The 22,926-nt window shown below is 66.5% G+C and carries 19 protein-coding genes; 14 read left to right on the top strand and 5 right to left on the bottom strand.

Annotation, left to right across the window (positions count from 1 at the left end; genetic code table 11):
* Positions 1-59 precede the first annotated feature (59 nt).
* Genes PDM29_RS03040 through PDM29_RS03030 form a run of 3 tightly spaced genes read left to right on the top strand, consistent with a single transcriptional unit; the run spans position 60 to position 2,195 of the window.
* Positions 60-425 (top strand): BlaI/MecI/CopY family transcriptional regulator, encoded by a 366-nt coding sequence (locus PDM29_RS03040; protein ID WP_311192427.1) that lies wholly within the window; start codon positions 60-62, stop codon positions 423-425.
* Positions 418-1,641 carry a TonB family protein gene (locus PDM29_RS03035; RefSeq protein ID WP_311192426.1) on the top strand — a complete coding sequence of 408 codons (1,224 nt, stop codon included), beginning with the start codon at positions 418-420 and terminating at the stop codon, positions 1,639-1,641. Before PDM29_RS03040 ends, PDM29_RS03035 begins: the two co-directional genes overlap by 8 nt.
* Positions 1,638-2,195: an energy transducer TonB gene (locus PDM29_RS03030; RefSeq protein ID WP_311192425.1), complete on the top strand. Its 558-nt coding sequence runs from the start codon at positions 1,638-1,640 to the stop codon at positions 2,193-2,195. Before PDM29_RS03035 ends, PDM29_RS03030 begins: the two co-directional genes overlap by 4 nt.
* Before the next feature lie 31 nt (positions 2,196-2,226).
* Here PDM29_RS03030 and PDM29_RS03025 read toward each other — a convergent pair whose 3' ends face one another.
* The 3 genes from PDM29_RS03025 to PDM29_RS03015 all read right to left on the bottom strand — a co-directional run bounded on the left by PDM29_RS03025 (position 2,227) and on the right by PDM29_RS03015 (position 4,616).
* The gene (locus PDM29_RS03025; protein ID WP_311192424.1) at positions 2,227-3,027 is read right to left on the bottom strand and encodes an MBL fold metallo-hydrolase; all 801 of its coding nucleotides are present in this window, start codon (positions 3,025-3,027) and stop codon (positions 2,227-2,229) included.
* Between the two features lie 10 nt (positions 3,028-3,037).
* On the bottom strand, positions 3,038-3,853 hold the full coding sequence (locus PDM29_RS03020; protein ID WP_311192423.1) for a S1/P1 nuclease: 816 nt from the start codon (positions 3,851-3,853) through the stop codon (positions 3,038-3,040).
* 136 nt (positions 3,854-3,989) lie between these two features.
* A complete protein-coding gene (locus tag PDM29_RS03015) occupies positions 3,990-4,616 on the bottom strand; it encodes an OmpW/AlkL family protein (RefSeq protein ID WP_282298497.1) in 627 nt (208 codons plus the stop codon).
* 203 nt (positions 4,617-4,819) lie between these two features.
* On the opposite strand from PDM29_RS03015, the gene gap reads away from it, so the two are divergent.
* The 8 genes from gap (at position 4,820) to PDM29_RS02975 (ending at position 16,943) form a co-directional block, all read left to right on the top strand.
* Entirely contained in the window at positions 4,820-5,824 is a 1,005-nt protein-coding gene (gene gap, locus PDM29_RS03010; protein WP_311192422.1) for a type I glyceraldehyde-3-phosphate dehydrogenase, read from the top strand.
* A 726-nt stretch (positions 5,825-6,550) separates the two neighbouring features.
* The gene (locus PDM29_RS03005) at positions 6,551-9,196 is read left to right on the top strand and encodes a DUF2339 domain-containing protein (RefSeq protein WP_311192421.1); all 2,646 of its coding nucleotides are present in this window, start codon (positions 6,551-6,553) and stop codon (positions 9,194-9,196) included.
* Positions 9,193-10,554 (top strand): DUF3999 domain-containing protein, encoded by a 1,362-nt coding sequence (locus PDM29_RS03000; RefSeq protein WP_311192420.1) that lies wholly within the window; start codon positions 9,193-9,195, stop codon positions 10,552-10,554. Before PDM29_RS03005 ends, PDM29_RS03000 begins: the two co-directional genes overlap by 4 nt.
* Positions 10,555-10,731: 177 nt before the next feature.
* Positions 10,732-11,907 (top strand): phosphoglycerate kinase, encoded by a 1,176-nt coding sequence (locus PDM29_RS02995; protein ID WP_311192419.1) that lies wholly within the window; start codon positions 10,732-10,734, stop codon positions 11,905-11,907.
* A complete protein-coding gene (locus PDM29_RS02990) occupies positions 11,907-12,590 on the top strand; it encodes an HAD hydrolase-like protein (RefSeq protein WP_311192418.1) in 684 nt (227 codons plus the stop codon). The genes PDM29_RS02995 and PDM29_RS02990 overlap by 1 nt, the downstream gene beginning before the upstream one ends.
* A gap of 167 nt (positions 12,591-12,757) precedes the next feature.
* Positions 12,758-14,224 carry a pyruvate kinase gene (gene pyk / locus PDM29_RS02985; protein ID WP_311192417.1) on the top strand — a complete coding sequence of 489 codons (1,467 nt, stop codon included), beginning with the start codon at positions 12,758-12,760 and terminating at the stop codon, positions 14,222-14,224.
* 207 nt (positions 14,225-14,431) lie between these two features.
* Positions 14,432-15,436 (top strand): class I fructose-bisphosphate aldolase, encoded by a 1,005-nt coding sequence (locus PDM29_RS02980; protein WP_311192416.1) that lies wholly within the window; start codon positions 14,432-14,434, stop codon positions 15,434-15,436.
* A gap of 208 nt (positions 15,437-15,644) precedes the next feature.
* The gene (locus PDM29_RS02975; protein WP_311192415.1) at positions 15,645-16,943 is read left to right on the top strand and encodes a M1 family metallopeptidase; all 1,299 of its coding nucleotides are present in this window, start codon (positions 15,645-15,647) and stop codon (positions 16,941-16,943) included.
* A 103-nt stretch (positions 16,944-17,046) separates the two neighbouring features.
* On the opposite strand, the gene PDM29_RS02970 is transcribed toward PDM29_RS02975, so the two are convergent.
* Positions 17,047-17,643 (bottom strand): O-acetyl-ADP-ribose deacetylase, encoded by a 597-nt coding sequence (locus PDM29_RS02970; protein WP_311192414.1) that lies wholly within the window; start codon positions 17,641-17,643, stop codon positions 17,047-17,049.
* Positions 17,644-17,858: 215 nt separating this feature from the next.
* Positions 17,859-18,818, bottom strand: coding sequence for a cysteine synthase A (gene cysK / locus PDM29_RS02965; RefSeq protein ID WP_311192413.1), 960 nt, complete (start codon positions 18,816-18,818; stop codon positions 17,859-17,861).
* A gap of 172 nt (positions 18,819-18,990) precedes the next feature.
* On the opposite strand from cysK, the gene PDM29_RS02960 reads away from it, so the two are divergent.
* The 3 genes from PDM29_RS02960 (at position 18,991) to PDM29_RS02950 (ending at position 22,680) form a co-directional block, all read left to right on the top strand.
* Entirely contained in the window at positions 18,991-19,974 is a 984-nt protein-coding gene (locus PDM29_RS02960; protein ID WP_311192412.1) for a LysR family transcriptional regulator, read from the top strand.
* Between the two features lie 98 nt (positions 19,975-20,072).
* Positions 20,073-20,543, top strand: a complete 471-nt coding sequence (locus tag PDM29_RS02955; protein ID WP_311192411.1) for a DUF2946 family protein — start codon at positions 20,073-20,075, stop codon at positions 20,541-20,543.
* Positions 20,544-20,619: 76 nt separating this feature from the next.
* The gene (locus PDM29_RS02950) at positions 20,620-22,680 is read left to right on the top strand and encodes a TonB-dependent copper receptor (protein ID WP_311192410.1); all 2,061 of its coding nucleotides are present in this window, start codon (positions 20,620-20,622) and stop codon (positions 22,678-22,680) included.
* Positions 22,681-22,926 lie beyond the last annotated feature (246 nt).

The following is a 22,926-nucleotide window of genomic DNA, read 5'->3' as shown; positions in this document are numbered from 1 at the left end:
GGGCTTGACATCAGGTCCGATTACGGGCGTAATCGAATTATCGATTACGGATGTAAATGATGAGCCAGATCAGCGAAGCCGAAGCGGTTGTCATGGAAGTGCTGTGGGCGCGGCATCCGCTTGGGGCCGATGACGTGGTGGCCGCGCTGGCCGACCGCGACTGGGCAGAGCCCACCATCAAGACACTGCTCAACCGCCTGCTCACCAAGGGCGCAATCAGCGCCAGCCGGGACGGTCGTCGTTACCTGTACTCACCGGTGCTGCAGCGCCAGAGCTGGGTGGCCGAGCAGAGCAGCGGCCTGGTGGACAAGCTGTTTGCGGGCCGGGTCGCCCCGCTGGTCGCGCATTTCAGCCAGCGCGGGGAGCTGAGCGCGCAGGACATCGCCGAACTGAAGAAGCTGATCCAGGAGCTGGACCATGACTGATCTGCTGCAGGGGTTGTTGCTTACCAGTGCATGGGGCTCGATTGCGGTGCTGCTGATCGCGATGGCGCGCCCACTGCTGAAACGGTTGGGCGGCGCTGCAGTGGTGTACCGGAGCTGGTGGATGCTGCCGTTGGCACTGCTGGCCCCGTTGCTGCCGGTGCCTGCAGTGGCCGTCATCGACGCCGCACCGGTGCGCGCATTCGGGAACGCGCTGACCACCCCGCTGCTACCGGCCGATGCACCGCTGTGGCCCGCGCTGCTGGTCGCCGTGTGGTTGGCGGGGGCATTGGGTGTAGCCGTACTGCAGATTCGCGCGCAACGCCGCTTCGTGCAGGCGATGGGGCCGCTGTCTCCACGTGCCGACGGCAGCTGGCAGGCCAGTGCGGACCCCGGGTTGCCGGCGCTGGTGGGCGTGATGGCCCCGCGCATCGTCGTCGGGCCGGACTTCGATCTGCGCTTCAGCGCGACCGAGCGTGATCTCGTCCTCCAGCACGAGCGCAGCCATCGCGCCCACCGCGATCACTGGGCCAACCTCGCCGTTGCCCTGCTGCGTTGCGTGTTCTGGTTCCATCCGCTGTTGCCGTGGGCGACGCGCCGCTTCCTGTGTGACCAGGAACTGGCCTGTGATGCGCGCACGGTGGATCCCCATCCGGCATTGCGCCGGCTCTATGCCAGCACGCTGCTCAAGGCGCAGCTGGTCCACCCGGTTGCGCCGATGGCCTGTCATTGGCGCAGCCAGCCGATGTTGAAGGAGCGAATTGCCATGTTGAAGCAGAACAAGCGGAAGGCGTTGCCGTGGGTATCTGGTCAGGTCGTGGTGGTGGGGCTGTGCGTTGGACTGTGCAGCATGGCGTGGGCCAGCCAGGGCGGTGCAGGAACACCCTCGATCGGCTTTGAAGCAGAGCCCGTCCCGGCCGGCAGCGCGGAAACCGTGGGGGCCCAGGTGGTCAACACCACGGCACCGAAGTACCCGGTCGCTGCCTTCGAGCAGGGCGTGTCGGGCAAGGTCGAACTGCGTGTCGAGGTGGGCGCGGACGGACGGGTCACCGATGTGCGCGTGCTGAGCGCAACACCGGCGGGTGTGTTCGAAGATGCGGCAGTGACCTCGGCACGTGCCTGGACGTTCAAGCCGGCCCTGCGCGAGGGGAAGCCGGTGGCCTCCGCACTGAAGATCCCGGTCACGTTCGAAATGAACGACGAGGCTCCCGCACCATGAGGTGGGGAGGGCTGCTGGCGGCACTGCTGTTCACCGGCTGTGCCAGCCAGCCCTCCATCACCACGGTGGACACGCGCAGCGAGAACGTCGACCACCGGCGGCTGGTGGCTGCGGCACCTGGTGGCGAGAGTGGCGCGGTGACGGCGTACGAACTGGGTGCCACCGAGGGCTATCGCATGCCGCAGTTGTATGGGGGGCCGCAGCCGGTGCTGGGCGAGCGGGATCCGCGTCGCGAGCTGGCTCCCACCCAGGTCTGTCTGCAGGTGGTGGTGAACGCTGAAGGCCGCGTCGAGCGCAGCGTGCTGCTCAATGACCGGCCGGAATGCCAGGCCGGTGCTGCGGCGGAGAACACGGTGCTGGTGCAGGCGGCGCAGGAAGCGGTGGCGCAGTGGCGTTTCACACCCGCTGCGGTGTGCCATTTCGCTGCGGGCCAGGTGCCGGAAGACCGCGGTGACTGCCGTGATGCCGCACGCGTCGAGCCGGTGGCGGTCAGCCTGCTGTATGCCTTTACCTTCGAGATCGTGAAGGGCCAGCAGATCGTGCGCCAGCACTGACCCACTGACGTAGAGCCGGGCAAGCCCGGCTCTACGCGCCGCCCTGGATATTGGCTTTCACTGACGGATGCATCAGCTTCGGCTCGGCCAAGGTGGCATCACGCGCCTGCCGCGTGGTAACAAACTCCGCCTCGCTCACCCCATCGCGTAGATGGATGTTGTGCGCGCGCTGCGCTCCGATGGTGGTTTCGTTGGCCACCTCGCGCCCGCCCGGACCGTAGTCATGGCAGATGAACACCCGGGTTGCATCGGGCAGCGCCAGCAGGCGCTGGATCGAACGGTACAGCAGCCCAGCGTCGCCACCGGGAAAATCGCAGCGCGCCGTGCCGCCATCCGGCATGAACAACGAGTCGCCCGTAAACAGCGCATCGCCGATCCGGTAGGCCACGCTGTCCGGCGTATGGCCCGGCACCGCAATCACCTCGGCATCGAGTTCGCCCAGCGCGAAGTGCTCGCTGTCGACGAACAGGTGGTCAAACGGCGCACCATTGGCGGGCACGTCCACGCCATAGCGCGGGGCAAACGTGCGCTGCACCTGGGTGATGCCTTCGCCCATCGCCAGCGTCGCCTGCGGCCATTGCTGCTTGAGCCGGCGGCCGGCGCTCACATGATCCGCATGCGCGTGGGTCTCCAGCAGCCAGCGCACCTGCAGCTCCTGTGCATCGATGTGGGCGCGCAGCGCCTGCAGCGGCGCTTCACCCGGCGCGTCGGTGTCGGGATCGTAATCCAGCACCGGGTCGATCACTGCCGCCTGCAGCGAGGCCGGGTCATGCACCACGTAGCTGAAGGTATGGCTGTCGGGGTGGAAGAAGGCGGCAACGTGCAGCGACATGATCAGATCCTCAGCGTTTCCCCAGCGTATCGTTGAGCAACACGGCGAGGCGTTCACCAGCCAGACGAAGTTCGCGCTCGGCGACCGGCAGGTAAGTGTCGGTATAGCCCGCCTCAAGCGTACGCTTCGGTGGGTAAACGCCAGGTGCAATGGCAATCCGGCAGCTGGCTTCAGCCCAGCTCACCGCATCGGCGGTGATGTTGGCGCGCTTGTTGAACTTCGGCTTCGGCAGCTTGTTCAGGCGCGCGGCATAGGCATCGTCATCCAGCTTGCGGGTGTTGAGCATGCCGCTGTCCCACAGCGAATGCAGGTTGGTGCCGCGACCGTTGTACTGCACCTGGAAGTCGTTGCCGCCCTTGTCGTGGCCATAACCGGCGTGCATCGGCTGATGGATGTCGCCGACGAAATGCACCACGAACTTCAGTGCCTGCGCGCGTTCGGCGTCGGACCGGCTGCGATCGCCGAGGATGGCGGTCTGCGCCTTCAGTGCTTCAACCACGCAGTTGCCGTTGCTGCATTGGGTTGCAGGCAGATAACGGCAATCGTCCTCGCCCATGTTGATGTAATGCCAGCGCGCCGAGCGCCGACCCAGGCCCGGGTCCTTGCCACGCAGTTCGTCGGCCCACGGGGCGACGCCGGCCAGGGTGGGTACCGGTTCGTTGGCGAGCAGGCGGTCGACCTCGGCGCGGGTGGCCGGGGTCAGGCGTGATTCGGCGACGCGCGCCACCAGGCGATGGCCTTGCGCGCCCCAGGCCAGGGCGTCGGTGGAAACAAACGTGAGAGCCAGGGCAACGGTGCTGGCACGGAGCAGGGAGGAGATTTTCATCGGCCCATTCTAGCGGGCGACGGTGCCGACGTTCTTGACTGCATCTGGCCAGCAGCAGAACAAAAAAGCCCCGGCCGAAGCCGGGGCAAATGCTTTGCTGCGAGGGGTGTTGCTCGGTTCGGTTCTGATCCGCCGATCAGAACTTGAAGACGTAGGCCACGCCGTACACCAGCGGGTCGATGTTGACGGTGCCGATCTTTTCGCCGTTCAACTTGACCTTGCTGTCGATGTCGATCCAGCGCACGTCAACGCGCAGCGAACCGTTCTCGGCAACCTTGAAGTCCAGGCCGGCGTGGGCGGCCAGGCCCCAGGAGTCTTCCAGCTTCAGGTCCGCGCCGGCCAGCGCACCGGTGGTCTCTTCGCTGAAGAAGGTGGTGTAGTTGACACCGGCACCGACGAACGGCGACACCTTGCCCTGGCTATTGAAGTGGTACTGCAGGGTGACCACCGGCGGCAGGTGCTTGGTGCTGCCGACGCGGCCCAGGCCGTTGATGTTGATGTCGTGCTTGAAGGGCAGGGCGGCCAGCACTTCAATGCCGAGGTTGTCGGCGATGAAGTATTCACCGGTGATGGTCGGCTTGATGTCGCTGTCGACATCGACTTCCAGGCCGCCGGCCAGGGTGCCGTTGTCGGACTTGGGGGCAACCTGGTGCACGCCGGCACTGATGGTCCAGTCGCCCTTGGACTGGGCCATGGCCGGGGCGGCGGCCAGCGACAGAGCGACGGCGAGGCTGGACAGCAGAAGGGTGGAGGTCTTGCGCATGAGGGTGTCTCGTTGCGGGGTGGAATGGGGCCAGTTTTCCCGGCCGTGCTTCACCCCGCCTTGATCCGGATCAATCCGGCCCGGCCGCTCAGCCGGCGGTCAGCCAGCTGCCCCGGGGCCGGGGCCGCCGGGGGGCAGGCTTTGCTAGAATGGCGTCCCTTTCCATCGGCGCCGCACCGTCGCGGCTGCAGGAGCTTGTGAACATGGCAATCAAGGTTGGCATCAACGGTTTCGGTCGCATCGGGCGCAACGTGCTGCGTTCGGCGGTGCTGAACTTCGGCAATGACATCGAAATCGTGGCCATCAACGATCTGCTGGAGCCCGATTACCTGGCCTACATGCTGAAGTACGACTCCGTGCACGGCCGCTTCAAGGCTGACGTGAGCGTGTCCTGCAGCGACCTGCTGGTGAACGGCAAGAAGATCCGCCTGACCCAGGAACGCGACCCGGCCAACCTGAAGTGGGACGAAGTGGGCGTGGACGTGGTGATCGAATCCACCGGCCTGTTCCTGACCAAGGAAACCGCGCAGAAGCACATCGATGCGGGCGCGAAGAAGGTGATCCTGTCGGCCCCGTCGAAGGACGACACGCCGATGTTCGTGTACGGTGTGAACGACAAGACCTACGCCGGCCAGGCGATCATATCGAACGCGTCGTGCACGACCAACTGCCTGGCCCCGCTGGCCAAGGTGATCAACGACAAGTGGGGCATCAAGCGCGGCCTGATGACCACCGTGCATGCTGCCACCGCCACCCAGAAGACCGTTGACGGCCCGTCCAACAAGGACTGGCGCGGCGGCCGCGGCATCCTGGAGAACATCATTCCTTCGTCGACCGGCGCAGCCAAGGCCGTGGGCGTGGTGATTCCGGAATTGAACAAGAAGCTGACCGGCATGAGCTTCCGCGTTCCGACCTCGGACGTGTCGGTGGTCGACCTGACCGTGGAACTGGAAAAGGAAGCCACCTACGCTGAAATCTGCGCCGAAGTGAAGGCACAGAGCGAAGGCGCGCTGAAGGGCATCCTGGGCTACACCGAAGACAAGGTGGTGGCCACCGATTTCCGCGGCGAAACCCACACCTCGGTGTTCGACGCCGAAGCCGGCATCGCGCTGGACGGCACCTTCGTCAAGCTGGTGTCGTGGTACGACAACGAATGGGGCTACTCCAACAAGTGCCTGGAAATGGCCAAGGTTGTGGCTGCAAAGTAATTCGCTTCGTCGGTAAGTCAAAAGCGGCGCGCTCCTGAAAAGGGGCGCGCCGTTTTACGTAGAGCCGGGCTCTGCCCGGCTGCGGTTGGATCTGGGCGAACAGCCGACGGTCATCGGTTTCCATGTTTGGGCGCGCCGGGGTGGGTTTGCGGGACACGCCGTGAACCCTTCCATGGGGGCTCGTAGAAAACATCCATGTTTTCTACGGTCCCGCAAACCCACCCCGGCACGCCCCAGACAGAGGGTCGGTGGCCATGGAAGATCAAAAGCCATGAACGGCGCCGGTGGAATCGGAAATGCCCCGGTGGGATCGGTCGACAGACGATCGCCGTGAAAAGGGCAACATCCGGTAACGCATGACAATGGACAGGGGCCGCCGTCGATCTTGATCTTCGATGGCCACCGATGAACTGTCGATGGCGGTTCGGGATGGGCTGGAGGGGGCGTGAGCCGCATGGATGCGGCGATCGAGCTTACATGGACGTACTTGCAGCGTCCCCCGGAACGCCCTTCCCGAGCCGCCAAACCAGGAAGCCGAAGACCACCGGCTGTTCGCCCAGATCCAACAGCAGCCGGGCAACGCCCGGCGATACGGAACCCGCGCAATCGCAGCCCGCCGCCCCGACCGGGCACCCTGCCCACCCCGGCACATCAGGTAGGATGACCCCGTGCCGCAGGTACCCACCCTCGGGGAAGGGTGCGGCGATTGATCGAGGATGACGTGGAATGGAAGCGTTGATTGTCCTGGCCGTGCTGGTCTTGCTGGCCATGCCCGTGCTGCTGGTGGTGGCCTTGGTAATGATTGGCGGCTTGCGCCGGCGCGTAGCCGCGCTGGAAGAGGCTCGCTATGCAGCGCAGGCTGCGGCCGCGCCCGAACCGCCAGTGGCCGAGCCGTGGCGTGACAGCGCCCCGGTTGCGTCGGAGATGCCGGTTGCGCCTGTGGCGCAGGCACCCGCACCCGAACCGATTCCCACGCCAGTACCTGTCGCCGCCCGCGCCGCACCCCCGCCGCTGCCGCCGCGCGCGCCGGTCACCCCGCCGGCACCTGCCGTCCCGCAGGGGCCGAACGTCATCGAACGCGCCATCGATACGGTCAAAGCCTGGTTCACCGAAGGCAACGTGCCGGTGAAGATCGGCATGCTGGTGCTGCTGGCCGGCGTCGCCGCATTGCTCAAGTACGCCAGTGACCAGGGCTGGCTCAATGCGCCCATCGAACTGCGCCTGGCCGGCATTGCCGCCGGTGCGCTGGGCCTGCTGGTGTTCGGCTGGGTGCAGCGCGAGCGCCGGCGGTTGTTCGCGCTGGCGCTGCAGGGGGGGGCGATTGGCATCCTGCTGCTTACCATCTTCGCCGCCTTCAAGCGCTATGGGCTGGTCGACCCTGGCATTGCCTTCGCACTGAGCGTGCTGCTGATCGCCGGCCTGGGCGTGCTGGCCGTGGTGCAGAACTCGCGCACTCTGGCTGTGCTTGGCATCCTGGCTGGCTTCATGGCCCCCATCTGGCTGTCCACCGGCAGTGGCAACCACGTGGCGCTGTTCTCGTATTACGCCGTGCTCAACGCCGCCATTCTCGCCATCGCCTGGTGGCGTCCGTGGCGCGTGCTCAACCTGCTCGGCTTCGCCTTCACCTTCGGTATCGGCACCTTCTGGGGCGTGCTGCAGTACGCGCCGGACAAGTTCGCCAGCACCGAACCGTTCCTGCTGCTGTTCTTTGCGTTCTACCTGATCATTCCGCTGCTGTACGCGCGCCGCCAGCCGGCGGAGAAACGCGACCTCATCGACGGCAGCCTGGTGTTTGGCACCCCGTTGATCGCGTTCCTGCTGCAGGCCGGCATGCTGCACGACGACCGCCTGCTGCTGGCGTTGTGCGCGCTGGCGCTGGCGGCGCTGTACGCCGGCCTGGGCTGGGCGCTGATCCGTCGCGAGCGCTACGCCGCACTGGGCCAGTGCCATGCGGTGCTGGCCGTGGGCTTTGCCACGTTGGCGGTGCCACTGGCGCTGTCGGCGCGGGCCACCGCCAGCATCTTCGCGCTGGAAGGGGCCGGGCTGGTCTGGCTGGGCCTGCGCCAGCAGCGTCTGCTGCCGCAGATCGCCGGTGCCCTGCTGCAACTGGGCGCGGCGTTCGCGTTCGTGGTCGGTGCCGATTACTGGCGCTTCGACGGCACCGCCGTGGCCAATCCGACCTTCATGAGCGGGCTGCTGCTGGCTGTGGCCGGTTTCGCTTCCGCTTGGAGCTATCGCCACGCCGACAAGGAAGCACCGGCCATCGTCTACTACCTGTGGGGCCTGCTGTGGTGGCTGGGGACCTTCAGCCACGAGATCGGCCGCTTCGTCGCGCGCAGCAGCGTACCCGACGCGATGCTGGTGCTGGTTGCGGTCACCGCCTGGCTCGCCGCCGAAATGCACCGTCGCCAGCCCGCCCGTGCGCTGGTGCTGACCACGCTGGCGATGCTGCTGTGCGCGTTCCCGGTCGCACTGTGGCAGGTGGACCTGCACCAGCAGCCATTCGCGGGCTACGGGGCGTTGGCCTGGGGGGTGTTTGCCGCGCTCGGCATCCGCAGCCTGTGGTGCCTGCGCGGCGGTCAGGGGCGTGCGGCGGTGGCCGCGCAGTTCATCTGGTGGCTGCTGTGGCCTACGGTGCTCACCCTCACCGCGAGCTGGCTGGCCGAGCGCTTTGAACTGGCCCAGGGCTGGACACTGGCGCTGGCGTTGTTGCCCTGGCTGCTGCTGGCAGCGGTGTCGCTGCAGCGTTGGCGCTGGCTGACCCTGCCGCTGGGCGAGCGCTTTGATCGCAGCCGCCACGCATTGCAGGGCACGGTGTTCATGGCGCTGGCATTCGCCTGGTGCTGTTACCTGTTCGTTGCGGGCGATGCCGCGCCGCTGCCATGGGTGCCGCTGCTCAACCCGCTGGAACTGACCCAGCTGGCAGTGCTGGCCCTGCTCGCGCGCTGGCTGTGGACCGGCCAGGCTCCGCAGGAGCTGCAGGCGCAGCGGATTCCCGTGCTGGCGGTGGCGGGCTTTGCTGCCCTGACCAGCATCACCCTGCATGCCGTGCACCACTGGGGCGGAGTCGAATGGAATGACCGGTTGTGGTCCTCCACGCTGGCCCAGACCAGCCTGACCGTGGTCTGGAGCGTGCTGGGCGTGATCAGCTGGGTGTGGGGTTCGCGGCGTGGCCAGCGCGCCTTGTGGCTGGTCGGTGCGGTGCTGATGGGCGTGGTGCTGGCCAAGCTGGTGCTGATCGACCGCCAGCATCTGGGCAACCTGCTTGGCATTGCGTCGTTCATCGCCTACGGCCTGTTGTGCACGGTCGTCGGCTACCTGGCTCCGGCTCCGCCGCGCGCCGCCGAATCTGCTGTGGAGAATGCACCGTGAATCGTGTCTGCCACGTCCTGACCGGACTATTTCTGTTGGCCGCGCCGCTGCTTGCGTTGGCCGATGACGCGCGCCAGGACTATCGCGAGCAGTGGCCGTTGCAGCTGTCTGCGCCGCAGGCGGGTGCGTACCGGCTCACGCTCGGCGAAGCCCAGTACCGCAGTGCGGTGTCGCCGCAGTTGAAGGACATCCAGGTCTTCAATGCACAGGGTCAGGCGTTGCCCGCTGCGCTGTTCAGTGCCGAGCAACCCGTGGCGCAGCTCACGCCGCTGCAGCCGTTGCCCTGGTTCGCGCTGCCTGTGCAGGGCAGTGCAGGCGGCGATGACCTGCAGTTGCTGACCGAGCGCAATACCGACGGCAGTGTGCGCCGCGTGGAAGCGCGTCTGGGACGCACCGGCACCAGCGCGCAGCCGGGTGGCTGGCTGGTGGATGCCAGCAAGCTGAACGCAGAACTGCAGGCGCTGCGGCTGGACTGGCAGTCCGGGCCGGCGGTGCAGTTGCGGGTGCGTGTGGACGTCAGCGACGACCTGCAGAACTGGCAGCTGATCAATGACGACGTTCCGCTGGTGGACCTTGCGCAGGACGGCAATCGCCTGCAGCAGCGCCGCATCTTCATCGGCCGCGAAGCAAAGTACATCCGCATCCTGCCCGCTTCCAACGGCACGCTGCCGGTACTGTCAGCCGTGCAGGCCGAACCGATGTCGACGCTGCAGGCCATCGACTGGCAATGGCGTACGTTGCCGGGCAAAGCCGGCGTACCGGGCGAGTTCGAGTACGTGCTCGACGGACGCTTCCCGGTCGCCCAGATTGATATCGCCACGGCCGATAACAGCGTGGTGCAGTGGACCCTGCTCAGCCGTGACGATCCCGCCCAGCCATGGCAGGTAAGAGCGGGGCCCTGGGTTGCCTACCAGCTGCAGGACAGCGCGCAGCGCCGGCAATCACAGGCACAGGCGCTGCCCGTGCCAACCCGTGACCGTTACTGGAAGCTCACCGCTGCCCAGGGGCAGCCGGCGCAGTCTCCCACGCTGAAGCTGGGCTACCAGCCAGAGACGCTGGTGTTCCTCAGCCAGGGCGAGCCCCCGTTCACGGTGGCGGCCGGCAGCGTGCGCGCGGCACGCACCGACGCGCCGGTGGGCACGGTGCTGGCGCAACTGCGCGAACAGCAGGGAGCGCAGTGGCAGCCCGCGCTGGCCAAGGTTCAGGGGCCTGCGCAGCCGCTCGGCGGCGACGCCGCGGTGCAGGCCGAACGCGACTGGAAGCGCTGGCTGCTGTGGGGGTTGCTGGTGCTGGGTGTGCTGATCGTAGGCGGGTTTGCGGTGACCTTGCTGCGTCAGAAGCCATCGGCGGTCCCGTGACGACCAACGGTCGTCACCTACCGGCTTCTTCCTACGGGTAGGTAACGACCGTTGGTCGTTACCCAATGGTTGTCATTGGCCGGTAGGTACCGACCGTTGGTCGGTACGCCTTCGTTACAATGGGCGCTGCGCGCCGTGCGCGGCGCCCTTTCCTTTTCCGACAAGAGCTGCTGCCCCATGTCCATCGTCCGCATGACCGACCTCGACCTTTCCGGCAAGCGTGTGCTGATCCGCCAGGACCTGAACGTGCCGATCGAGAACGGCCGCATCACCTCCGAACAGCGCATCACCGCGTCGCTGCCGACCCTGAAGCGGGCACTGGAGCAGGGCGCAGCGGTGATGGTCACTTCGCACCTGGGCCGTCCCAAGGAAGGCGTGTGGAGCGAAGCCGATTCGCTGGCCCCGGTAGCGCAGCGCCTGTCGGCCCTGCTGGGCGTCGATGTGCCGCTGGTCCGCGACTGGGTGGATGGCGTGGACGTGGCACCGGGTTCCATCGTGCTGCTGGAAAACTGCCGCATGAACGTGGGCGAGGGCAAGGACGATGAAGCGCTGTCGAAGAAGTACGCCGCATTGTGCGACGTGTTCGTGATGGACGCCTTCGGCACCGCGCACCGTGCGCAGGCCTCCACCCATGGCGTGATCCGTTTCGCCCCGGTGGCCGCCGGTGGCCCGCTGCTGATGGCCGAACTGGACGCGCTGGCCCAGGCCCTGCATGCGCCGGCACAGCCGTTGCTGGCCATCGTCGCTGGCAGCAAGGTCAGCACCAAGCTGGAGCTGCTGGCCAACCTGGTCGGCAAGGTCGACCAGCTGATCGTGGGTGGCGGCATCGCCAACACCTTCATCGCCGCCGCCGGCTACCCGGTGGGCAAGTCGCTGTACGAGCCGGACCTGCTGGATACCGCGAAGAAGATCGTGGCGGATGCCAAGGCTCGCGGCGCGGACATTCCGCTGCCGACCGACGTGGTGGTCGCCAAGCAGTTCCTGCCGGATGCACCGGCCTCGGTGAAGGCGGTCGGCGAGGTTGCCGAAGACGATCTGATCCTGGACATCGGCCCGCAGACTGCGCAGCACTACGCCGGGCTGATCGCCAAGGCCGGCACCGTGGTCTGGAACGGCCCGGTGGGCGTGTTCGAGTTTGAAGCCTTCAGCCATGGCACCGAAGCGCTGGCCAAGGCCATTGCCTCCTCGCCGGCGTTCTCCATTGCCGGTGGCGGCGACACCCTGGCTGCGGTCGACAAGTTCGAGATCGCCGACCAGGTCAGCTACATCTCCACCGGTGGCGGTGCGTTCCTGGAGTTCCTGGAAGGCAAGACCCTGCCGGCCGTGGCGGCGCTTGAAGCCCGGGGCAATTGATGTCGCTTTCGCATCCCGGCATGGTCGCAGCCCATGCCGGGCATGAATCCGACACCCTGTTCTTCGACCTCGACGGCACCCTGATCGACTCTGCGGTCGGCATCACCCAGTGCGTGGCACATGCGCTGACCCAGATGGGTCAGCCGGTGCCGCCGCAGGAGGAACTGCGGCGCTGGATCGGTCCGTCGCTGCGGACCAGCTTTTCACCGTTGTTCAATGATCCGGAAAAAGTGGAGCAGGCGGTCACGTACTACCGCGAGCGCTTCGACGTGGTCGGCTGGCGCGAGCACGAGGTCTACGCCGGCATCGGTCAGGTCGTGCAGGACCTGCATGCACGCGGCCATCGCCTGGCGATCGTGACCGCCAAGAACGAACCGCATGCGCGGCGCATCGTCGAGCATCTGCCATTCGGCAACTGCTTCGAGGACGTGATCGGCGCGACCATCGACGGCAGCCGCAGCGAGAAACCGCAGTTGGTGGCCGAGGCCCTGCGTCGGCTGCAATTGCCGGCGCAGCAGTGCTGGATGATCGGCGACCGGCGCATGGACATCGAGGGTGCGCGGCATCATCAGATGCGCAACGTTGGTGTGCTGTGGGGTTTCGGTGGTGCGGCGGAGCTGCAGGCGGCGGGTGCGCAGCACCTTGCGGCGGCACCGGACGCGCTGCTTTCATTGCTGGCCTGATTTCCGTACGCCGCCGCATGTCGCATGCTGGACGCGCGCTGTCCTGTCCCGGCCTTCGGGACTGTCCGTAGGACATCTGCGAAACCCAGCAGGCGCAAAGGTGTAAACGTATTCATGGGGCGTGAAGGGTGTGCTAATTTTGATCCTTTCCAGGGAGCCCTTTAACCATGATTGAGCGTCAGCGTCGCACCAAGATCCTCGCCACCCTCGGGCCGGCAACAGACAAGCCCGGCGTGCTGGAGGATCTGTTCCGCGCCGGCGTCAACGTGGTGCGGCTGAATTTCAGTCACGGCGACCCGTCCGGCCAGGCCAAGCGCGCCGCCGACGTACGTGCTGCTGCCGCGCGGGTGGGCGTGGAAGTGGGCATCCTGGCCGACCTGCCGGGTCCGAAGATCCGCATCGAGCGCTTCGCCGAAGGCAAGATCACGCTGAAGGCCGGTGACCGTTTCGACCTGGTCGCCTCGCCGGATGCACCGGCCGGTGACACCACCCAGGTGGGCGTTAGCTACCTGGGCCTGCCGCAGGACGTGGGTCCGGGCGACGTGCTGCTGCTCGACGACGGTCTGATGCAGCTGCAGGTGGTGGAAGTGCAGGGCGAACGCATCATCAACACCGTGCTCAACGACGGCGTGCTGTCCGACCGCAAGGGTCTGAACAAGCAGGGCGGTGGCCTGTCGCTGGGCGCGCTGACCGAACGCGACAAGGAACTGATCGGCATCGTCGCCAAGATCGGCGTGGACTTCATCGCCGTCTCGTTCTGCCGCAACGCGCAGGACATGAACGATGCGCGTGCCATCGCCCAGCAGCACGGCTGCGATGCGGCGCTGGTGTCGAAGATCGAGCGCACTGAAGCCATCGAGAATCTGGAAGAGATCGTCGATGCCAGCGACGTGGTGATGGTGGCGCGTGGCGACCTGGGCGTGGAAATTGGCGACGCCGAGCTGCCGGGCCTGCAGAAGAAGATCATCAAGGCCTCGCTGGCGCAGAACAAGGTGGTGATTACCGCCACGCAGATGCTGCAGTCGATGGTCGAAAGCCCGATTCCGACCCGCGCCGAAGTGCTGGACGTCGCCAACTCGGTGATCGACGGTACCGACGCGGTGATGCTGTCGGCCGAAACCGCAGCCGGTGCGTACCCGGTCAAGGCGGTCGAAGCAATGGCGCGCATCTGCCTGGGTGCAGAGCGTCAGTTCCAGACCGAAACCGACTTCGGTGCCTCGCCGCGCAATCTGGAGCGTGCTGACCAGGCCATCGCCATGGCCACCATGTTCCTGTCCCAGCACGTGGGCGTACGCGCCATCGTGGCGATGACCGAATCCGGTGGCACCGCGCGCTACCTGTCGCGCTTCCGTGCCTCGGCCCCGGTGTTTGCGGTGACCCGCCACGACGGCGCACGCCGGCAGATGGCGCTGATGCGCGACGTGTTCCCGATCAACTTCGACAGCCGCGGCCTGACCCCGCGTGAAGCGGCGCGCGGCAGCATCCGCCTGCTGGTGGAAGCGGATCGCCTGCAGGCAGGCGACCGCGTGGTGTTCACCAGCGGCGAGCACATGGAAACCCACGGTGCGACCAACACCCTTCGCCTGCTGGAAGTGGGCGAAGACGGCCGCGCCAGCGGCCTGGGCGACCTGTAACGGTTCGATTGCGTTTATGGGGTTGCCGGCCACCGGCCGGCACTACCCGCCGCATGCAACCCGGATGTAGAGCCGCGCTTGACCGGCTGATGCAACGGTAGAGCCGGGCCATGCCCGGCTGAAAGCGTTTCCAGACTCCGTGGACAGCCAGTTCAGGGAAGGGCGGGTCTATAATTGCGGTTTTCCCGCACCCGCCACAGGAAATACATGAGCATCGAACAGCTGGCTGAAACCGCCCAGGCCATGGTCGCCCCCGGCAAGGGCATCATCGCCATCGACGAATCCACCGGTACCATCGCCAAGCGCTTTGCCAGCGTGGGCATCGAGAACACCGAAGAGAACCGTCGCGCCTACCGCGAGCTGCTGCTGACCACGCCGAAGCTCAACGAGCACATTTCCGGCGCGATCCTGTACGACGAAACCATCCGCCAGTCGACCAAGGACGGCGTGCCGTTCGCCAAGTACATGGCCGACCACGGCATGATTCCGGGCATCAAGGTCGACAAGGGTGCACATCCGCTGGCCGGCTGCCCGGGCGAGCTGGTCACCGAAGGTCTGGATGGCCTGCGCGAGCGCCTGCAGGAGTACTACAAGCTGGGTGCGCGTTTCGCCAAGTGGCGCGCGGTGATCAACATCGGCGAAAGCATCCCGTCGGGCACCTGCATCGAGTCCAACGCCCACGCGCTGGCCCGCTATGCAGCGCTGTGCCAGGAATGTGGCCTGGTGCCGATGGTCGAGCCGGAAGTGATCATGGACGGCGATCACGACATCGAAACCTGCTACGAAGTGACCGAAGCCACGCTGCGTTCGCTGTTCGACGCGCTGTACCAGCAGAACGTGCTGCTGGAAGGCACCATCCTGAAGGCCTCGATGGTCATCTCGGGCAAGGGTTGCGAAGAGCAGGCCGACGTGGAAGAAGTGGCTGAGTCCACCGTGATGTGCCTGAAGAGCACCGTGCCGGCGATCCTGCCGGGCGTGGTGTTCCTGTCGGGCGGCCAGGGCGACGAGCAGTCGACCGCGCACCTGAACGCAATGAACCAGATGGGCAACCTGCCGTGGCCGCTGAGCTTCTCCTACGGCCGCGCCATGCAGCAGGCTGCACTGAAGCTGTGGGCCAAGGACATGAAGGCCAACTACGCCGCCGCACAGAAGACCGTGTTCGAGCGTGCCAAGGAAAACGGCCAGGCCGCCCTGGGCAAGTGGAACGGCTGATCCACGCCTGACCCGCTGAAGTAGCAAAGAATCCGGTGCCGGCCCGTCCAGCACCGGATTTTTTGTGCGCGAAATGCCCTCGGCTGACGGCATTCCTGGTTTGGATCCGTACGTAGAGCCGGGCTTGCCCGGCTGCCGTTTGCGCATTACCCACAACACCCGACCACATCTGTCACGATCCGAATCTCGCACTCCGAACGGATTCCCCATGCGCCCCTGGCTGATCGCTGCGCTCCTGCTTCCATCAATGCCGGCATTGGCCTCAAATGACCGCGCCGTAGACATCCTTCACTACGACGTCGCACTGGTCCCCGACATTGCGGGCGAGCGCGTAACCGGACAGATGTCGATAACCCTGAAGGCCACCGACAAAGACGTCACCGCAGTGGTCCTCGACAGCGGCGAACTGAACGTCACCTCGGTCGCCCACAACAACCGTGCCTTGGCCTTCAATCAACACGACGGCCGCCTGCGCATCACCCTGGACCAACCCGCGCCCACGGACGCACCGACCACGCTGCAACTCCACTATGAGGGCGCACCTCCATTCGGTCTCGAGTTCGCCCCGGACCGCGACGAGGTCTACACCGTCTTCTCCACCAGCCAATGGATGCCGTCGGTGGATGCCCCCGACGAACGGGCAACCCTCACGCTGTCGTTGACCCTGCCGCCAGAACTGAAGGCCGCAGGCACGGGCCGCGCGCTGCCATCGCGCACGCTGCCGGACGGACGGGTAGAGCACCGCTGGATGCTGGCGTCGCCGATGCCGGCCTACGTGTACGGCTTGGCCGCAGGGCGTTATCAGCAGGCCACCGTGCCGTACGGCAAGAACACGCTGCATCTGCTCTCGGTGAACCGATCACCACAACAGCTGAAACAGATCTTCGCCCGCACCGGCGACATGCTCGATTTCTTCGCCGACAAGGCAGGGTTGCCCTTTCAAGGCGACTACAGCCAGGTACTGGTGGCACGCACCATCGGCCAGGAAATGGCCGGGGTTTCAGTGATGTCCGAGGCGTACGGTGCCGAGGTACTCGGTGACCCGGATCAGATCGCGCTGATCGCGCACGAAGTGGCGCACCAGTGGTGGGGCAACCGGGTGACGTGTGCGGGTTGGGAGCACTTCTGGCTCAACGAGGGAATGGCCAACTTCATGACCGCTGCGTACCTGCAGCATGCGCAGGGCGAGGCGGCGTACCAGGCGAAGATCAAGGCGTGGCGCGAGCGGGTGGAGTCATTGCGCGCGAAAGGCGCAGACCGCCCGCTGGTGTACCCGGACTGGAACGCGCCGACCGCGGATGATCGAGCGGTGGTGTACCAGAAGGGGGCGTATGTGCTGCATCTGCTGCGTGCGGAACTGGGGGAGGAGGCATTCTGGCGTGGGATTCGTGCCTATACGCAGGGGAATGATGGGCGTTCGGTGGTGACTGCTGATTTCCAGCGTGCGATGGAGAAGGCCGCCGGGCGCTCGTTGCAGCCGTTCTTCAGTGAGTGGGTGTATCCGTGAATGGATACACCCGTAGAGCCACGCCCTGCGTGGCTGCTTTTCGTCCGGCACCGCGAAGCCACGCATGGCGTGGCTCTACAGCCACCCCATAGGGTCGCCCCTGTTACGGTGCGGTGGCTGGCATCGCCATGCCCATCCCTGTCAGCGGTAACGGCCCGGTCACGTCCACTGGCTGCCCCAGCGCGGCCAAGGCCGACTGATACGCCTTGAACGTGGCGGCGTTGTAGGCCACCAGGATGATCCGCTGCGGTTCCCGGTGCGAGCGCTGCCAGGCCAGCGTCTCGGTGGCGGCAATGTGCGCGGCCTGGTGCAGCGGATAACCGAATACGCCGCAACTGATGGCGGGGAAGGCAATGGAATGCAGGCCCAGGCTTTCGGCCAGCTGCAGTGACTTCCAGTAGCAGTTGGCCAGCAGTTCCGGCTCGGCGCGGGTGCCGTCGTTCCAGACCGGGCCGACCGTGTGCAGCACGTGTCGGGCCGGCAGGTTGTACGCGGCCGTGGCACGCACTTCGCCGGTGGGGCAGCGCACGCCCGGGCGCAGTTCTGGCAGCGCGGCGCATTCGGCCAGCAGCTGGGGGCCTGCAGCCCGATGGATTGCACCGTCCACCCCACCCCCGCCAAGCAGGGATTCGTTGGCCGCATTGACGATCGCATCCACTTCCAGGGTCGTGATGTCGCCCTGCCACACTTCGATCTTCATGCGTGCCGCTCCTTTTGATGCCGGGCCGTACTGGGGGGATTGCTGCCTGGCTTCACGGTAACCGGCGGCAGGTAGAGACTGCGTCATTGCCGTCTCAGGCCGTGCGACCCGGCCCCGGAAACCAGAACGCCCACCGTGAAGGTGGGCGTGGGGGGTAGAGCGGGGCTTGCCCCGCTGCTTTACATGGTCGGCGCGTCAGCGGGGCAAGCCCCGCTCTACGGTGTACCCGCCAACCACTCGTCATCCGAGCCTTCATTGATGTCGGCGAACAGCGGCGTGGAGAAATAGCGCTCGCCGGTATCCGGCAGCATCGCCAGCAACACACTCCCGGGTTCAGCCTTGGCCGCCACGTCCAGCGCACTGGCCACCGTGGCCCCGGCCGAGATACCCACGAAGATGCCTTCCTCGGCCGCCAGCCGGCGCGAGGTCTCAATCGCACGGGCATCATCGATGTTCAGCAACTGGTCGTACACCTCGCGGTTGAGCACGTCCGGCACGAAGTCCGGGGTCCAGCCCTGGATCTTGTGCGGCTTCCACTCGGCCCCGCCCAGCAGCGCCGCGCCTTCGGGCTCGGTGGCGATGATCCGGGTTTCCGGGCGGGCCACCTTCAGCACTTCGCCCACGCCGGTCAGCGTGCCGCCGGTGCCCCAGCCGGTCACGAAGTAGTCCAGGCGCTTGCCGGCGAAGTCACGCAGGATCTCCGCCGCGGTCGTGTTGCGGTGGTAGGCCGGATTGGCCGGGTTGGTGAACTGGCTGGCCAGGAACCAGCCATGTTCCTCGGCGAGCTCCTTCGCACGGCGCACCATGCCCGAGCCGCGCTCGGCCGCCGGGGTCAGGATCACCTTGGCCCCGTAGGCGCGCATCAGTTTGCGGCGCTCGATCGAGAAGGTTTCCACCATGGTGGCAACGAACTTATAGCCGCGTGCCGCAGCCACCATCGCCAAGGCCACGCCGGTGTTGCCGGAGGTCGCTTCCACGATGGTGTCGCCGGGCTTGAGCAGGCCACGCGCTTCGGCGTCCAGGATGATGGCCAGGGCCAGGCGGTCCTTGACCGAACCGCCGGGATTGAACGACTCGACTTTGGCATACAGGGTGACGTGCTCGGGGGCGATCCGGTTCAGGCGCACCACCGGGGTGTTGCCAACGGTGTCCAGGATCGAGTTGTACAGGGCCATGGGATGCTCCACAGTAAACGTAAGGGGGCCGGGCGGCTCAGCGCTGACCGTAGCGCCGGCATATGACCGCGCGAAATGACCTGATTACCTTCATAAACAACGTTTGGTTATAAGCTGGTGACGGCAACTGTCTTACAGTCATGCCGTCCCTTTCCCTGCCTGCGGCACGCCCATGACGCTGACCCAACTCCGTTACCTGGTCGCCATCGCCGACGCCGAGCTCAACATCACCCTGGCCGCCTCGCGGGTGCATGCCACCCAGCCGGGCCTGTCCAAGCAGCTGAAACAGCTGGAGGACGAGCTGGGGTTCCTGTTGTTTGTACGTAAAGGACGCAGCCTGGAGGCCGTGACCCCGGCCGGGGTGGAGGTGATCGGTCGCGCCCGCGCGGTGCTGGCCGAAGCCAACAACATCCGGACCTACGCTGCCAACCAGCGCCGCGAAAGCCAGGGCCAGTTGATTCTGACCACCACCCACACCCAGGCCCGCTTCGTGCTGCCGCCGGCGGTGGCGCGGATCAAGCAGGCCTACCCACAGGTCAGCGTGCACCTGCAGCAGGCGGCCGAGAGCGACGCGCTGGACCTGCTGAGCCAGGGCGATGCCGATATCGCCATCATCTCCACCGCCGGAGCCGAACCCACCGCCGGGCTGGCCATTCCGCTGTACCGCTGGCGGCGGCTGGTGCTGGTGCCACGTGGGCATGCGCTGGACCGCCCCGGTGCTGCGCCCGACCTGAATGCGCTGGCCGGGCAGCCGCTGATCAGCTACGAGTCGTCCACGCGGGGCAGTTCGTCACTGCAGCGCGCGTTCGCAGCGTCTGGACTGACCCCGGACATCGCGTTGACCGCGCTGGATGCGGACCTGATCAAGACCTATGTGCGCACCGGTCTGGGTGTGGGCCTGCTGGCGGAAATGGCGGTCAATGCCAGCGATGAAGACCTGCGCGCATGGCCCGCCCCGGCTCCGATTGATGAATGCATTGCCTGGGCGGTGTTGCCGCGCGACCGGGTGCTGCGTGATTACGCGCTGGAGCTGGTACACGTGCTGGCCCCGCAGATCGACACCCGCGACCTGCGCCGGGTGATTGATGGGAACCAGGAGGCGAACTGGCCGGTGCCGCCTACGTGGGAATCTCTTACCCAGACGATTACAGTCTGACGAGGGCCGGCCGTTGGCCGGCCCAGGCGGTGCGTGACACCCTGCGACGCTTGGTCGCACGCGGCGTTCGGCCGCATCCCGGTCGCTACAATTCCCCGGTGAACCGCCGTCGCCGTCCCTACGCCTTCCTGCTGCAGCTCGCCTTCGTGGCGACGCTGCTGATGGCGCTGGCTCCGCTGCTGAGCCGCTGGCAGCAGGCGCACGGTGATCCGCTGATGCTGATGCCCGGCGGCATGGCGCATGTCATGCCTGCCTTGCCCGACGCCGATTCACCGCCCCCGATGCACGACCACGCGGCCATGCATCACGGTGCATCGCATGCCATGCCGCATCACGCGCATCACGCGATGCCGGCCGAACCCGCGCCGCCATTGGACCCCCACGCCGGGCATGGTGAGGCCTGCGAATACTGCATGATGGCGTCACGGCTGATGCCGTGGCTGGCGGTCCTCCTGGTGCTGCTGCCGGCCTTGCCGCGCATCGCCCCCCCGGTGCTGCGCACCGTCGCCACGCCACGCAGCCTGCGCTGGCCCGCCCACGCCGCCCGCGGCCCTCCACTGAACGCCTGAACACCGCCCACTGATTTTTCTGCTGCGCGCTGCCACACCGGCGGCGTGCAGTTCCGCGTGTTCCTGGAGTTCCAACATGACGTTTGCTTCCCGCACCCCGGGCGCACTGACGCGCCTGTCTGTCTGCCTGTCCCTGGCGTTGATCGCCCCCGCGCTGCACGCTGCCGATCGCGACGACGCCCGCACCCTCGATACCCTGGTGGTCACCGCCGCCGCGCCGTCGTCACCGCTGCAGTGGGTCACCGACCCCCGTCTGCCGCGCCAACCGGTGCCGGCCAGTGACGGAGCCGACTACCTCAAGACCGTTCCCGGCTTCTCCGCCATACGCAACGGCGGCACCAATGGCGACCCGGTGCTGCGCGGCATGTTCGGTTCGCGCCTGAACATCGTCAGCAATGAAGGCAACCTGATCGGTGCCTGCCCCTCGCGCATGGACAACCCCTTGTCCTACATCGCGCCAGAAACCTTTGATCGCCTCACCATCATCAAGGGGCCGCAGAGCGTCCGCTGGGGTGCCGGTGCGTCCGCCGGCACCGTGCGTTTCGAGCGCGACACCCCGCGCTTCGACGCCCCCGGCATCGACCTCGACGCCAGTGCCCTGGTCGGCTCGCGCAACCGCAACGACCAGGTCCTCGACCTCACCGCCGGTGCTTCGCAGGGCTATGTGCGGGTCAACGGCAACCGCTCCGAAGCCGATGACTACAAAGACGGCAACGGTGATGTCGTGCCCTCGAAATGGCGCAAATGGAACAGCGACGTCGCCATCGGCTGGACCCCCGACGCCGACACCGTGCTGGAGCTGTCCGCCGGCACCGGCGATGCCATCGCCCGCTATGCCGGACGTGGCATGGACGGCGCGGCGTTCAAGCGCACCAGCTACGCCGCCCGCTTCGAGAAGGACAATCTGCCGGGCGCATGGGACAAGGTGCTCGCCAACGTCTACTACAACGACGCCGACCACCTGATGGACAACTACACCCTGCGCGAGCCGAACATGGCCAGCAGCATGCCCATGCCAATGGCGGCAAATGTCGATCGCCGCACTACCGGCGGCCGCGTCGCCGCCGAATGGCGCTGGCAGAACGTTGCCGTTGTCGCCGGCGTTGATGCCCAGGACAGCCGTCACCGCAGCCGCAGCGGCATGGGTCGCAACACCTACCGCCAGCAGCCGTGGAGCGTCGACGCCCGCTTTGAACAACGCGGTGTCTTCAGTGAAATCACCCTCCGCGAAGGCACGGCCCAGCGCTGGGTCGGCGGTCTGCGTATGGACCGTGCCGAGGTCACCGATGAGCGCCGCAGCGGCGGCATGATGGGCATGCCCAATCCCACCTCGGGCCAGACCCGTCGCGAAGATCTCGGCAGCGGCTTCTTCCGCTGGGAGCGCGATCTCAGCAGTGCACTCACCGCGTATGCCGGCGTTGGCCACAGCGAACGCATGCCGGATTACTGGGAGCTGTTCTCGCCCGACAGCGGCCCCGATGGCAGCATCAACGCGTTCAGCAGCATCCAGCCGGAAAAGACTACCCAGCTCGACCTCGGCCTGCAGTACCGAACGGACCGCCTCAACGCCTGGGTCTCCGCCTATGCCGGCCGCATCCAGGACTACATCCTGTTTACCTACCGCGCCGGCGGCATGATGGGCAGCAGCAGCCAAGCCAGCAACATTGACGCCCGCATCGCCGGTGCCGAAGCCGGTGCCGAACTGCAGGTCGGGCAGGGCTGGAAGCTCGGCAGCACCCTGGCCTACGCCTGGGGCGAGAACCGCAGCGACGGCACAGCATTGCCGCAGATGCCGCCGCTGGAAGCGAGGCTGACCGCCAACTGGGAGGGCGCGCGCTGGAGTGCCGGGGCGTTGGTTCGTGCGGTCACGCATCAGCATCGCGTGGCAACGGGGCAGGGCAATGTGGTGGCCCAGGATCTGGGGCCTAGCGCCGGGTTTGCGACGTTTGCGTTGAATGCGGCGTACCGGTTCAACGACAGCCTCTCGGTCAGTGCCGGCGTCGACAATGTGTTTGACCGCGCTTACAGCGAGCATCTGAATCTGGCCGGGAGCGCGGATTTTGGTTTTCCGGCGGATCCGGTGCGGATCAACGAGCCGGGCCGGACGGCGTGGTTGAAGGTGAATTACCGGTATTGAGATCTGGCCGGGGCCGTAGGGACACGCCATGCGTGTCCTCATGGACCCCGGCCACGGCCGCACACGCATGGCGTGTCCCTACGCAGCCTCCCGCACGGAACAACCAAGACGCCGCCGTTAGCGACCAACCCGAGGCAAAGCGACACGCACTGACACACGCCGATACACGCCCCGCATAGCCCAGCACGAAAGGGGTTTCCGGTGTCACCGCGCGGACGTGAAGGCCCCGGTAAACGCTTGGCACAT

The sequence above is a fragment of the Stenotrophomonas oahuensis genome (genome assembly GCF_031834595.1).
In the GTDB taxonomy this organism is placed as follows: domain Bacteria; phylum Pseudomonadota; class Gammaproteobacteria; order Xanthomonadales; family Xanthomonadaceae; genus Stenotrophomonas; species Stenotrophomonas oahuensis.
The sequence above is the reverse complement of the archived record's forward strand: the minus strand, read 5'-3'. Positions and strand labels throughout refer to the sequence as shown.

Bases quoted from the DNA above. Each gene is read 5' to 3' on its own strand.
- PDM29_RS03030 (WP_311192425.1), top strand. From the start codon at position 1,638: ATGAGGTGGGGAGGGCTGCTGGCGGCACTGCTGTTCACCGGCTGTGCC.
- PDM29_RS03025 (WP_311192424.1), bottom strand. From the start codon at position 3,027: ATGTCGCTGCACGTTGCCGCCTTCTTCCACCCCGACAGCCATACCTTC.
- PDM29_RS03020 (WP_311192423.1), bottom strand. From the start codon at position 3,853: ATGAAAATCTCCTCCCTGCTCCGTGCCAGCACCGTTGCCCTGGCTCTC.
- PDM29_RS03005 (WP_311192421.1), top strand. From the start codon at position 6,551: ATGGAAGCGTTGATTGTCCTGGCCGTGCTGGTCTTGCTGGCCATGCCC.
- gap (WP_311192422.1), top strand. From the start codon at position 4,820: ATGGCAATCAAGGTTGGCATCAACGGTTTCGGTCGCATCGGGCGCAAC.
- pyk (WP_311192417.1), top strand. From the start codon at position 12,758: ATGATTGAGCGTCAGCGTCGCACCAAGATCCTCGCCACCCTCGGGCCG.
- cysK (WP_311192413.1), bottom strand. From the start codon at position 18,818: ATGGCCCTGTACAACTCGATCCTGGACACCGTTGGCAACACCCCGGTG.
- PDM29_RS02960 (WP_311192412.1), top strand. From the start codon at position 18,991: ATGACGCTGACCCAACTCCGTTACCTGGTCGCCATCGCCGACGCCGAG.
- PDM29_RS02990 (WP_311192418.1), top strand. From the start codon at position 11,907: ATGTCGCTTTCGCATCCCGGCATGGTCGCAGCCCATGCCGGGCATGAA.
- PDM29_RS02970 (WP_311192414.1), bottom strand. From the start codon at position 17,643: ATGAAGATCGAAGTGTGGCAGGGCGACATCACGACCCTGGAAGTGGAT.
- PDM29_RS02980 (WP_311192416.1), top strand. From the start codon at position 14,432: ATGAGCATCGAACAGCTGGCTGAAACCGCCCAGGCCATGGTCGCCCCC.
- PDM29_RS02950 (WP_311192410.1), top strand. From the start codon at position 20,620: ATGACGTTTGCTTCCCGCACCCCGGGCGCACTGACGCGCCTGTCTGTC.
- PDM29_RS03015 (WP_282298497.1), bottom strand. From the start codon at position 4,616: ATGCGCAAGACCTCCACCCTTCTGCTGTCCAGCCTCGCCGTCGCTCTG.
- PDM29_RS03040 (WP_311192427.1), top strand. From the start codon at position 60: ATGAGCCAGATCAGCGAAGCCGAAGCGGTTGTCATGGAAGTGCTGTGG.
- PDM29_RS02995 (WP_311192419.1), top strand. From the start codon at position 10,732: ATGTCCATCGTCCGCATGACCGACCTCGACCTTTCCGGCAAGCGTGTG.
- PDM29_RS03035 (WP_311192426.1), top strand. From the start codon at position 418: ATGACTGATCTGCTGCAGGGGTTGTTGCTTACCAGTGCATGGGGCTCG.
- PDM29_RS02975 (WP_311192415.1), top strand. From the start codon at position 15,645: ATGCGCCCCTGGCTGATCGCTGCGCTCCTGCTTCCATCAATGCCGGCA.